Source organism: Pseudoalteromonas sp. XI10, from assembly GCF_001469895.1.
Lineage (GTDB): Bacteria > Pseudomonadota > Gammaproteobacteria > Enterobacterales > Alteromonadaceae > Pseudoalteromonas.
On the sequence record NZ_LOPY01000052.1, the window covers coordinates 70,389 to 83,630 of the forward strand.

The 13,242-nt window shown below is 42.7% G+C and carries 9 protein-coding genes; 7 read left to right on the forward strand and 2 right to left on the reverse strand.

From position 1 onward, the window contains the following. Positions 1–81 precede the first annotated feature (81 nt). The 4 genes from AUR67_RS16105 to AUR67_RS16120 all read left to right on the forward strand — a co-directional run bounded on the left by AUR67_RS16105 (position 82) and on the right by AUR67_RS16120 (position 7,463). The gene (locus AUR67_RS16105) at positions 82–2,898 is read left to right on the forward strand and encodes a TonB-dependent receptor (RefSeq protein WP_058586033.1); all 2,817 of its coding nucleotides are present in this window, start codon (positions 82–84) and stop codon (positions 2,896–2,898) included. A gap of 272 nt (positions 2,899–3,170) precedes the next feature. Further along, the gene (locus tag AUR67_RS16110) at positions 3,171–4,508 is read left to right on the forward strand and encodes an MFS transporter (RefSeq protein ID WP_058586034.1); all 1,338 of its coding nucleotides are present in this window, start codon (positions 3,171–3,173) and stop codon (positions 4,506–4,508) included. 77 nt (positions 4,509–4,585) lie between these two features. After that, on the forward strand, positions 4,586–7,027 hold the full coding sequence (locus AUR67_RS16115) for a glycoside hydrolase family 127 protein (RefSeq protein WP_058586035.1): 2,442 nt from the start codon (positions 4,586–4,588) through the stop codon (positions 7,025–7,027). Positions 7,028–7,037: 10 nt separating this feature from the next. Then, positions 7,038–7,463 (forward strand): FKBP-type peptidyl-prolyl cis-trans isomerase, encoded by a 426-nt coding sequence (locus AUR67_RS16120; protein WP_054562982.1) that lies wholly within the window; start codon positions 7,038–7,040, stop codon positions 7,461–7,463. Between the two features lie 84 nt (positions 7,464–7,547). Here the strand turns inward: AUR67_RS16120 and AUR67_RS16125 are convergent, their stop codons facing one another. Next, entirely contained in the window at positions 7,548–8,522 is a 975-nt protein-coding gene (locus tag AUR67_RS16125) for an arabinan endo-1,5-alpha-L-arabinosidase (RefSeq protein WP_058586036.1), read from the reverse strand. A 133-nt stretch (positions 8,523–8,655) separates the two neighbouring features. On the opposite strand from AUR67_RS16125, the gene AUR67_RS16130 reads away from it, so the two are divergent. Then, positions 8,656–9,684, forward strand: coding sequence for a family 43 glycosylhydrolase (locus AUR67_RS16130; protein ID WP_058586037.1), 1,029 nt, complete (start codon positions 8,656–8,658; stop codon positions 9,682–9,684). Between the two features lie 43 nt (positions 9,685–9,727). On the opposite strand, the gene AUR67_RS16135 is transcribed toward AUR67_RS16130, so the two are convergent. Beyond that, positions 9,728–11,356, reverse strand: a complete 1,629-nt coding sequence (locus AUR67_RS16135) for a sodium:solute symporter (protein WP_055020596.1) — start codon at positions 11,354–11,356, stop codon at positions 9,728–9,730. A gap of 261 nt (positions 11,357–11,617) precedes the next feature. On the opposite strand from AUR67_RS16135, the gene AUR67_RS16140 reads away from it, so the two are divergent. Together AUR67_RS16140 and AUR67_RS16145 are read left to right on the forward strand one after the other, a co-directional pair. Beyond that, positions 11,618–12,340 (forward strand): FadR/GntR family transcriptional regulator, encoded by a 723-nt coding sequence (locus AUR67_RS16140; protein WP_058586038.1) that lies wholly within the window; start codon positions 11,618–11,620, stop codon positions 12,338–12,340. A gap of 44 nt (positions 12,341–12,384) precedes the next feature. Next, positions 12,385–13,164: an SDR family NAD(P)-dependent oxidoreductase gene (locus AUR67_RS16145; protein ID WP_058586039.1), complete on the forward strand. Its 780-nt coding sequence runs from the start codon at positions 12,385–12,387 to the stop codon at positions 13,162–13,164. The last annotated feature ends 78 nt before the right edge of the window (positions 13,165–13,242 follow it).

The window sequence follows — 13,242 nt, forward strand, 5'->3', positions numbered from 1 at the left end:
ACAATGCAGTGGTCACTCTTCGGTAACTGAATGGGGAAAGTTCAGCGGACCGATATAACTATAATTTGGAGAACACCGCTTATGTTTAAAAGAACACACATAGCCAGTGCTGTAGTTATGGCATTTACCTGTCAATTTGCTTTTGCACAGGAGGAAGCACCAAACACTCCTGAGAATAACGTCGATGAGATGGAAGTTATTCAAGTATCAGGTATTCGCGGCAGTTTAAACAAAGCGTTAGATGAAAAACGTGCAAGCGTTCAAATCGTGGATGCAATTGTTGCTGAAGATATTGGTAAATTCCCTGATAACAACGTAGTTGAAGCATTACAACGTGTAACGGGTGTACAAACAACTGGCCGTGGTGCTGGTGAAGTAAGCGCGGTTTCAATCCGTGGTCTTACTGATGTTAATACCACAGTTAATGGTCGCGCTATCTTTACAGGTGCGGGTCGTGATGTGGCGCTGCAAGACATTCCTGCAAGTTTACTTTCAGGCGTAACCGTTTATAAAACTCGTTCGGCGGATCAAATCGAACGTGGTATCGCAGGTGCGATTGATATTAAAACTCACCGTCCTTTCAACTTCGAAGGTGAAAAAGTTGTTTTAGCAGCACGTGCGATTTACTCAGATCAACCAGATGAAGTTGATCCAAATATCAGTGCGTTACTTTCTAACCGTTGGGAAATCGACGGCGCTGGTGAGTTTGGTGCATTAGTTAATATTTCATACGCTGAAACACATTACCGCGATGACACCATCACAGCGGGTGCTGCATTCCCATTCTTTACTGATAAACCACAGTACAACTACTCACCGTATTCACGAGTTCCAAATGAATTTTGGACTCAAGGTACTGAGTTAGGTCTACCGACAGCGTCAGGTTCGACTCTAGATGTTAATGGCGAGCCAACAGAATACCTACTTGCACGTGATGCTATTTTTGGTACTTCATATACTGGTCTTCGTAAGCGTCCTGCTGCGTCTGTATCTTTACAGTGGGCACCAGATGAAACCCTAGAAATCACAGCTGAAGGTTTCTACACAGGTTACGAAAACGAATCGCAAAATGCGATGTGGTTCTCAAATACGTTTGAAAATGGTAACGGCTTCATTGAAACACCAACTGTGTTTGATGGCACTAATGTGGTTAAAGAAAAGCAAGCGATTGGCGCTGGTGGTTTCCAAAGTGGTGACTTTTCATATGGTAAAACAGATAGCTACTTATATGCGCTAGGTGCCGAGTGGCTAGCAAGCGATTACCTAACTATCAACACTGAGGTTGTTTACCAAGACAGTGAGTACGAAACAGATTTCTTCGCAATGCGTTTTGATCGTGTAGCGACGGGTCTTGACGTTGATTTTAATGATAAAGACGGTGTACCAGGCATCGCGTTTTGGGATGATCCAAACACAGCGGTAAACGAAGCTGATATGGCTGCTATCGAAAACTGGAATGCAGGTACTATTTATGACAATGGCGGTGGTAATGCCGGCGATGCACTAACATTCACATTTGATGCTGAATACCTAATTGGTGGTACTTATTTTGATAAAGTGAAATTCGGTGGCCGTTACGAAAAACGTACTGCGCAAGAGTACACGCGTGGTCAAGATACTGGTATTGCCAACACGTCTGTAGCTAGCTTAATTGAGCAGCTAGCAGCAGCGGGTGCAGCAGGTGATGGTTCTGGTATTGTGTTCCAAGTTGATGATTATTTCGATGGCCGTGCTGACGTATTCGACAGCTTTGTAACTGCTGACGGTGGTTACATGCTAGATAACGGCGATGCTGTTCGTAGCGTATATGGTATTGAAGCTGAAGACGTATATAAAACATTTGATATCGAAGAAAATTCATACGCGTTATATGCCACAACTAACTTCTTCTTAACGGATGATATAAGCGGTGAGTTTGGTTTACGTTATGTAAGCTACGAGCAAGATATGGACTTCGTTGCTGAATCTGGCGGTATGAACTCAAATGTATTTGAAGAAAGCTCAGCAAGTGCAGATAGCAGCGCATTACTACCAAGCTTAGTACTTAACTGGAACATCACTGATGATGTAGTGGGTCGTGTTGCGTACACAGAAACATTACGTATGCCTAACTTTGCTGACTTGAACGCGCTGCAATACTGGTACGATCCATTAACTGAAGGTGCTACATACGGTACAGGTAATGGTGGTAACCCAGAGCTTAAACCAACAGAGTCAAAGAACTACGACGTATCACTTGAATGGTACTTCGCAGATACAAGCTCACTTTACGCGGCTTACTTTTACCGTGAAATCGAAGGCTTAGTTGTTGCAGGTCGTAAGCAAGTTGTGCGCGAAGGCGATGATGGCGTAACACGTCCATACGTATTAAGTGCACCAGTGAATGCTTCAAACGGTGAACTATCTGGTTTAGAAGTTGGTTTAGTTTACTTCCCTGAAAACCTACCAGAGTACTTAAACGGCTTTGGTGTGCAAGCAAGCTACACGATGCTTGATTCAGAACAAGATACACCAGAATTCAATGAGCTAGGTGAAATTTCTGGTTATGTAGATTCGCAAATGACAGGTGTTTCTGATGAATCTTACAGCATCGTCGGTATCTACGAGCGTGATTCATTCGATATGCGTTTATCATATGTATGGCGTTCTGAGTTCTACACAGGTAATGAAGCGGCAATCTTTGCTAACCCTATTCAGTTTTGGAATCGTCCTGAGCAAAGCTTAGACTTCCAATTTAGCTACAATGTGAATGATGACTTTGTTGTAACCTTTGATGCAACGAACATCCTAGATGACGTATATCAGAGCTACTACGGTGAAGGTAACGACAACCTATTTAACTTTGGTAACGGTATCTACTCACGTACATTCGCACTAGGCGCACGTTATTCTTTCTAAATTTCTTTTATAGACCTAAAAACCCCGGCTTTGCTGGGGTTTTTTATTGGTTTTTATAAACCAAACCATCGGTCGAAAAGAGTTGCGATTTAATAAGTATGATAATACTATTAATTAGATTAGCATTAAATTTACAAAAATAACGAACGCAATGGCCAAGCTGTGTAATATCTAGGGCTAAAAATTTATTTGATACGCAATGTTAAAAGCTTTTTAGCATTGCTTGAAATAGTGAGCGGCGGCTCATTATTGACCAATTAGGGTGTTGTTGTATGGAATCTCAAAAGTTATCCGTTGTAGAAAAAGTCGGCTTTGGTGCCGGCGACATGGCAGTAAATGTCATGGTTGCAGCGTTATTCTATTTTATGTCTTTCTTTTACACCGATATCTACGGACTTGATCCAGTTGATATGGGTGTGTTGTTCTTAGTGGCGCGTTTTGTTGATGCCTTTACCGATCCATTAATGGGGGTGATCACCGACAAAGTGAAAACACGCTGGGGTCAATTCCGTCACTGGTTCTTATTTTTATCTGTGCCTTATGGTTTATCGGTCGTACTGTTATTTACCACGCCTGATTTCGACTACAACATGAAGTTAGCTTGGGCTTATGCAACGTACTTGTTTGCGACCTTGATGTTTACCGGTGTTGCTATACCTTACATCTCTTACATTGGTGTATTAACTGCCGATCCTAAAGAGCGTTTGTCAGCCAATGGTTACCGTATGTTCTTCGCTAAGATTGCTAATGTAGTGATCGTATTTTCAGTGCCGCTACTTGCCACATATTGGGGAGATGGCAGCTTGTCGTATGGTTATAAACTGGCAATGGCATTGGTATCGGCATGTGCCGTAGCACTATTTTTGTTTTGCTTCTTTACTACTCGCGAACGTATTACCCATGAGCCACAAACCGAAGGCGTACTTACGCAATTAAAAGTACTTATTAAAAACGACCAATGGTTACTACTGTGTGCAGCATGTGTGCTTGGTACGCTTGGCTATGCAATTCGTGGCAGTGTTGCTATGTATTACGCAACCTATTACTTAGGTGTACCAGATTTAGCAGGTGCCTTTACCAGTGCAGGTATTGCAGCATCTATTGTATCAATGGTGGCAAGTACGTGGATCACCCAGCGTTACTGTAAAATGAAGCTATTCCGTCAATCACAAATTGCCGTGCTATTTATTTCATTACTAATGTACTTTGTGGTGCAACCTGGCGATGTGATGACGGCGTTTGTGCTTTATATCATCTTGTCATTTGTGGTTGATTTACATGCACCAGTATTCTGGTCTGCCATTGCTGAAGCTGTTGATTACGGTGAAATTAAAGATGGCGTTCGTGCATCGGGCCTATCATTTGGTGGTATTTCATTCTGCCAAAAAGCCGGGGGCGGTTTAGCGGGCTTAGCAGGTGGTTTATTACTGGCATTTTTTGAGTACAAGCCTAACGTTGAGCAAACCGAATTTACACTAATGGGCCTAGCGCTGATGCTAACTATTATTCCGGGTGTTTTCCACGCCTTACTAGGTCTGATTTTGAAAAAATACAAAATTACCGATGAGTACTATACGGATATGGTTATTCATAAGCGCCTACCAAAATAACCACCCTTTAAACGCACACACTAAATAAGTGTGTGCGCTTTGCTCTTTAAAATAACAATTCGCTGGGAGACAACAGTATGAACACATTCAAGGTTAGCTATTTAGCAAGCGTTTGCGCTGCAATTTTAACTGTGACCGGTTGCAGTGAGCAGCCAACAGACACTAAACAAGCTGCTGTCGAGCATGCTGAACATACCAGCGAACAACATTTATTTGCCCTAAATCAAGTAAGTTTAAGCGCCAGCCCGTTTTTACATGCGCAGCAAACTAATGTGCGTTATTTATTAGCTCTTCATCCTGATCAGCTGCTTGCTCCTTATCTGCGTGAAGCCGGCCTTGAGCCAAAAGCGCCTAACTATGGCAACTGGGAAAGCACTGGCCTTGATGGCCATATTGGCGGTCATTATCTTTCTGCCTTAAGCCTTGCGTGGGCAGCCACAGGTGACGAAGAATTAAAGCAGCGTTTAGATTATATGCTGAGTGAGCTGGAGCGCGCCCAACAAGCCACAGGTGGTTACCTAGGCGGTATCCCAAATGGCGATGAAATGTGGCAGCAGATTGAAAAAGGTGAAATCAAAGCCGATTTATTCAGCTTAAATGACCGCTGGGTGCCGCTTTATAACATTGATAAAATCTTCCATGGCTTGCGTGATGCATACGACGTTGCTGGCAGTGATAAAGCCAAACAAATGTTATTTAAGTTAGGCGAATGGTTCTTAGCGACCACAGCTAAGCTAACTGATGAACAAGTTCAACAAATGCTGTATTCAGAGCATGGTGGCTTAAATGATGTGTTTGCTGATATGTACTTTATTAGTGACGATGAGCGTTACTTAAAACTAGCGCGTCAGTTCTCTCATAACATCATTATTGAACCCTTATTACACAAAGAAGATAAATTAACTGGCCTGCATGCCAATACGCAAATTCCAAAAATTATTGGCATGTTGAAAGTAGCAAATGCCAGCGATGATAAAGCATGGCAGCAAGGTGCTGACTTTTTCTGGAAGACAGTCAGCCAAGAGCGCTCAGTATCAATTGGCGGTAACTCGGTACGTGAGCATTTTCATGATAAAAGTGACTTCACGCCAATGGTTGAAGATGTTGAAGGTCCAGAAACCTGCAACACTTACAACATGATGAAACTTAGTAAGTTATTATTCTTAAAAACCGGTGATACGCGTTATTTAGACTATTATGAGCGCGCCACATATAACCATATTTTATCGTCACAACACCCAGAGCATGGTGGTCTTGTTTACTTTACCTCAATGCGCCCGGGGCATTACCGCATGTATTCGTCAGTGCAAGATTCAATGTGGTGTTGCGTAGGCTCAGGTATTGAGAATCACAGCAAATATGGTGAGCTGATTTATAGCAATACCGGTAAAGAGCTATGGGTGAACTTGTTTATTCCAAGTACGTTAAATTGGCAACAGCAGGGTTTACAGATCACGCAAGACAGCCAATTTCCAGATGATAACAAGGTTTCACTGACCGTGAATCGTTTGTCTGAAGGGCAAAGCACTGAGTCGGTAATTCATATTCGTAAACCGTCTTGGCAGCAAGGTGAGCTGAGCTTTACTTTAAATGGACAAGCTGTAAGCGCAACCGAAAAAGACGGTTATTACAGTATCAGCCATGCATGGCAAAGCGGTGATAAGCTTGCCTTTGAGCTTAGTCCTAAGCTTTATACTGAGCAGCTACCTGATGGCCAGCATTATTACTCTGTGATGTATGGGCCTGTTGTAATGGCTACCAAAGTACAAGCATTTGCAAATGAGCAGCTTAACTTTGTTGCCGATAATAGCCGCATGGGCCACATCGCTGCAGGGCCGACCTGTCCGCCAGAGGCTCTACCAATCATGCTGAGTGAGCCAGAAAAATTTATTGCCGATCTTACTCGTAAACCGGGCCAAGAGCTTGCATTTATCGCCGATAAAAATGTGGCGATTGCCAAGCAAGGTATCGATAACACTAAGAGCACGGAGCTAATTCCATTCTTCCGCTTACACGATAGTCGCTATCAAGTGTATTGGCCGCAGCAAAGCGAAGCAGAGTTCACGCAATTTGTTGCCGATGCAAAAGCGGCTGAGCAAGCGAAAGAACAGCTTCGTTTATTAACCGTTGACCAAATTACGCCGGGTGAGCAACAACCTGAAGTCGAACACGACTTTAAAGGTGAGGGAACCCGTGCAGGTGTTAATAATGGTCATCACTGGCGCGATGCGACAGGTTGGTTTGAGTATCAGCTTAGTAACCCAGAACAAAAAGCGGTTGCTTTGCGTGTTCGCTATTTTATTGGCGATGTAGATCGTCATTTCTCAATTAATTTAAATGGTGAGCAATTAGCTGCAGTTAGTTTGCCTGTAGGTAAACCAACGGATGAGTTCTACACCATTGATTACCCATTAACAGAAGCAATGAAAAAGTCGAAAACGCTTACCTTACGTTTTGCTGCCGACAAAGATTCTGTTGCCGGTGGTATCTATGGTATTCGTTTAATCAACGCACAATAAAGAGTTGGCTATGTTAAGCAACAATGTGTTTGCGACGGCTAAAGAGCATGTTTTACCGTCGCTTTTAGATAACAGCGCTGAGCAACACAGTTTTTACCAAACGCCGACAGGGCTCGGTTATAGAGTGATTGAGCAGGGTCAGGGGGATAAACCTAGTTGGGATGCCACAGTGACTGTGCATCAACGCGTTACCCTTACAAATGGTCGGGTGTTATTTGATACTCGCAAGCAAGGTGCTGCTGTAGAGTACGAAATTGCAGAGGCGATAGTAGGCTTGCAAGAAGCATTGCAATTAATGAATAAAGGCAGTCGCTTTGAGGTGCTAATACCTGCGCATCTTGCGCGCGATGTGTACAGCGCATTTATTGAAGAAAAGCATCAGCAAGGCTGCCAAAGCCCCATGCTCGTTGATATTACCTTGGTTGATTTTAGTTAATAACACCTACTTTCAACCTCAAACGAGGTCATTAAAGCAAATAAAAAACCTGCAATTTTGCAGGTTTTTTTGTGTGTTGGATAATTACTTCTTAAGCTTGGTTTTAAGCTTATTCAGGTCGGCTGGGTTAACAACCGGCCAATCGTTTTTCCAACTCATAGGTAAAATACGTAGTTTTTGCACGCCGTTATCGGCTGTTTCGTAGGCGTGTAATACTAAATAGTCTTTACCATCAAAGGTGTACGCAGCATTATGACCAAGAGCTGCCCAGTCTTTATTACCTTCAATAACTAAACTGCCACCGCCATCAACCATAGAGCGACCTTGTTGATCTAAGTATGGGCCTTCGATGTTTTTACTGCGACCCACTCGTACGTTGTAAGTACTCTCTACACCACGGCAGCATTTATCAAACGAAACAAATAGGTAGTAATAGCCGTTCTTTTTAAAGATATAAGGTGCTTCAATTGGGCCATGCTCTGTGTTTGGGCGACTCGCAATGTGATGCCACTTTTCAGGTTTTGCTAAGCGCACCATGTCATCATCAAGTTTTACTAGTTTAAGACCACCCCAGAACGAACCAAAGCTCATCCACGGTGTACCATTCTCATCTTCGATAATCGCAGGGTCGATAGCGTTCCAATCGTCGCGCTCAGGCACTGATTCAACCACTATGCCATAGTCAATCCACTTGTAGTCAGGTGATGATGGGTCAAGTGTTTCATTAACCGTCACACCAATTGCCGAAGTGTTTTTGCCAAATGCAGAGACTGAGTAATAAAGGTAAAACTTACCATTTTTCTCATACACATCAGGTGCCCATAAGTGGCCATCAAAGCTTGGTGAAATACGCTTTGCCCAACTCGGCTCATCTTTAAAAACGCGGCCTGTGAGTTTCCAGTTGGTTAAATCTTTCGATTCATAATAGGTAATGCCTGGCCCTGTGCTAAATACATAGTACGTGTCGCCTTCTTTGGTCATTACCGGATCGTGTACTTCAACTTGCTTTGCAGATACGGCTGCGGCAGAAAAAAGTAGCCCTGTTGAAAGCCACTTCATTGCGTATGTCACCTTACTTACGGGTCTCATGCTTGAATACCTTTTGTTGTTTTAACTCTTGTGTTCATTCAGCTACTATATAATATGTAATACAATATTAACAATAAAATCGAGACGAAATACAGGACACATTATGCTCAAAAAATTATCTCGGCTAACGCTTCTTAGTGCGTTAAGTGCCTCGCCATTGTCAGCCCTTGCTGATGCTAATAGTAGCAAGACTTTAGCGCCAATTGATAACCCCATTGTACTCAAACGTGCTGACCCTTGGTTAGTTCGCGATGATAAAAGTGGCTGTTACACGTTTATAGGTAGTTCGCCGAAATTTGATGAAATTGAGCTACGCCAAGCTTGTCGTTTAAACGACTTAAAATTAGCTGAGCCGAAGGTTATTTGGCAAAAGCGCGATAAAGGCCCAATGAGTGTCAATATTTGGGCCCCTGAGCTGCATCAGATTGATGGCAGTTGGTATATCTACTTCGCCGCAGGTGATATCGAAAAGCCGTTCAGTATTCGCATGTATGCACTTAAAAACGACAGTGCTAATCCGATGCAAGGTGAGTGGCAAGAAATGGGGCAAGTAACTAGCCACCTTGATAGTTTTTCGCTTGATGCCACAAGTTTTACGCACAAGGGTAAACGTTACATGATTTGGGCGCAGCAGAACCAGCCTGCAACTTATAACTCAGCTTTATGGTTAGCTGAAATGGACTCACCAACATCAATTAAAGAACCCATTATCGCTATTACAGAGCCAACCCTTGATTGGGAAGTGCAAGGCTACAAGGTGAACGAAGGTGCTGCAGTTATCACCCATGGCGATAAAATATTTGTCACTTATTCAGCCAGTGCCACCGATCATCGATATGCGATGGGCTTGCTTTGGGCAGATGTGAATGCTGATTTGCTTGATCCTGCTAGTTGGCATAAAAAGGCTGAGCCGGTGTTCACCACCAATGCTGAGCTAGGTCGTTTTGGCCCTGGGCATAACAGTTTTGTAAAAGCTGAAGATGGTGTAACCGATTTAATGATTTATCACAGTCGTGACTATAAAGAGCTGAAAGGCACACCGCTTACAGACCCAAATCGCCATGCGCGAGCACGCATTATTACGTGGGATAAAAACGGTTTTCCTGTGTTTTCACCAGAACTCGCTGATTAAAAAAGGGCGCCAATTGGCGCCCTACAACTTTGGGAACGAACGATTACCAGAAGCGGTAGTAAATAAAGGCAGTAATACCAATAATACCCGCGGTATGAATGTAATCCCACTTATCTAAGCCGGCAGCCACTTCTTTCATAGTTGCTTTATCTAGGCTTGAGAAAGTAAGACCTTTCAATTGTTCTTCGTCTGCTTGTTTGGTGAAAATACTCACCACAATCATAATCGCAACGACCACGACAAATAGCAGAATACAATAATATAACCAGTTCATTGTGGTGATCCACGCAAATGATGAACCTGTTAAATCATCTTTAAATGGCAGTAATACTAAGCGGATCATACCAAGCACAAAACCTGATACTAAGCCCACAAAACCCGCTGTTGGAGTGATGCGTTTACTACATAAACCTAGTAAAAATACCGCAGCAATACCTGGTGCAATAAGAGACTGCACACTTTGCAGATATTCATAAAGCACATCGGCAATTAAGCTCATGACGGGTATCCACAGAAGACCTAATACAACAATCACGATAGTGGCAATACGGCCTACTTTCAGAAGGTGCTTCTCAGATGATTCTGGTTTGAATTTCTTATAGAAATCAATGGTAAATAAGGTTGCTGATGAGTTAAATAATGATGCTAAAGAGCTCATAAGAGCTGCTACTAAACCACCAATTACAATCCCCTTAACGCCGGCTGGTAATAGCTCAGCAACTAAAGTTGGGAAAGCTTGGTCAGCACTTTCATAGCTAATAATACCTTTAACATTCAATGCGTATGCAATCATGCCTGGTACTAAGAAGATAAATACAGGAAGTAATTTTAAGTAACCGGCGAACATGGTACCGCGACGGGCTTCTTTAATGCCTTTTGCAGATAAAACACGTTGTACGATGTATTGGTCGGTACACCAATACCAAAAACCAATAATGAATGAACCAAATACAATGCCAGGCCATGGGAACTCAGCATCTGAAGCACTACGAATAAGGTGCATATTAGCATCGTTGATACGCTCAACTTCTGCCCAGCCACCTACTTTATCTAGACCAACAACTAATATGACTAAGGAGCCAATAATGAGTACAGGGGTCTGCAACACCGAGGTCCACATAATGGCTTTCATACCGCCAAGTACCGTATAAATACCGGTGATCACGACAAGGCCAATAGCTGAAATCCAGAAGAAATCGATACCCCAAATGCTCTCGATACCTAAGATTGTTTTAAATGCGATGCCGCCAGCATAAACCGTTACCGCAACCTTGGTTAATACATAACTAATCAATGAGATAACAGATAAGAAGGTACGTGATTTAGAGTTAAAGCGGCGCTCTAAGAATTCAGGCATGGTGTAGACTTTACTACTCCAATAGAAAGGCACGAAAATCCAACCGAGCAGTAGAATGATCCACGATTGCATTTCCCAGTGAGCCAGTGCCATACCCGATTGTGCACCTGAACCTGAAAGGCCCACTAAATGTTCCGAGCCAATGTTCGATGCGAAAATAGAGGCACCAATCACTAACCAACTTGCATTACGACCCGCTAAAAAGTAATCAGCGGTGTCTTCTTCTTTTTGTCGCATAGACATCACGACAACGCCTAGTAACAGGACAAAAAATCCTGCTAGCACTGCCCAGTCTAAGGTACTTAGTTCGACCATCGTGTGTTCCACCTAATTTTGAAAGAGAATTTTGCTTTTTTAGTTGTTGAATAAAAATATTATATTATAAATAAGCTAAGTGAAAGAGATTTGTTAAAATAAGGTGACAGTCTGTAGGTGAAATGGTGACTGTATTGTTCAAAATACAGACACTTGTATTAGGCCGTTTTTTACTTGTTATTGATTTTAATCAATTATTTCCAGGATGACGGAATTGCTTTATAGATGTATCATATTACTCAGATCTTTTGAGGAACACACATGGCGCGCTTAGAAAATTTAAACCTATCACAACAAGTTACCAATGAGCTTGGTAAAGCAATTATTGTTGGAGATTATAACTCTGAAACGGGGCTACCAACCGAAGCACAACTTTGCGAAGTGTATGGTATTAGCCGCACAGCTGTTCGTGAAGCAGTGAAAATGCTTGCTGCAAAAGGACTGATTTCTTCTCGTCCACGACAAGGTATTCGTGTTGAGTCGGCGGAGAACTGGAACTTATACGACACAAGCGTATTAAAATGGTTGTTAGAAAGCAGCCCATCACTTTACGTACTTAAAGAATTTCTACAAGTGCGTTTGGCAATTGAGCCACAAGCAGCAGCACTTGCAGCAAGAAAAGGCGACCAAGCAGCCATTGCAGAAATTAAAATGGCACTTGATAAAATGCAAGCGGCAGCAGAAGAGCCAGAAGGCGTAATGCATGAGCCAGACCTTGCTTTCCATACGGCCATTTTGCATGCCAGTGGTAACCGTTTTTTCTATCAATTACGTGATTTTATTAGCACGGCTCTGCATGTAAGTATTCAGCATACTACACCTGCTAAGGGCAATAAAAAGGCAATCGCTGAAGAGCACTTTAAAGTGTATAACGCGATTGCGAGCGGCGACCCTGAGCGTGCTAAAAATATGATGACGTACATGATTGATGAAGCAATGGCGTTTATTGAAAAAGAAATCGCCGAAAAAGAAGCGGCTCAATAACTTCGCTTTTTGACGTTGTAATTACTTTAAAACAAAAGGTTATCATGCCAAATTCAAACGAGCTAAAAACTGTTTACCCAAGCCTTGCTGGTAAGAGTGTGTTTATAACTGGCGGCGCATCGGGAATTGGTGAAGTAATGGTAATGCGGTTCTGCGAGCAGGGCGCAAAAGTCACCTTTGTTGATATTGCAACTGAGCAAAGCGATGCGTTATGCGCGAAATTAGCTGGCAAATATGAGTTTGACCCACAATTTATCCGTTGCGATATACGTGATGTAGAAGCCTTAAAAGCGGCCATTGAGCAAACTCGTCAGCAACAGGGTGACATTGGTGTGCTAATTAATAACGCAGCCGATGACACCCGTCATGCCGCTGAAAATATGGATGTGAAATATTGGGAAGATAAGTTTGCTGTTAACTTACGTCCATGTTTCTTCTCATCGCAAGCTGTAGTTGAACACATGCAGCGTTTAGGCGGTGGTAGCATTATCAATATGGGGTCGGTAAGCTGGCGCATTAAGCAAACAGGCATGCCAGCCTACACAACAGCAAAAGCGGGGATTGAAGGTTTAACCCGTTCATTGGCTGCTTCATATGGTAAAGACAATATTCGTGTGAATTCACTGGTTCCGGGTTGGGTGATGACAGAGCGCCAAATTACTCATTGGCTAACCCCAGAAATGATTGAAGATGTTCGTTTAAGTCAGTGTATTAACGAAACAATTCAACCAGACCATGTGGTAAACGCGGCATTGTTTTTGGCCGCTGATGACAGCCGAATGATGACAGCACAATCATTGATAGTGGATGCAGGTTGGACATAATTTTGCGAAACAGTCGCAAAACAACTAGCTTGCAATAAAAATTTTTACATAATTCAAATGATACTATAATAATAAAAT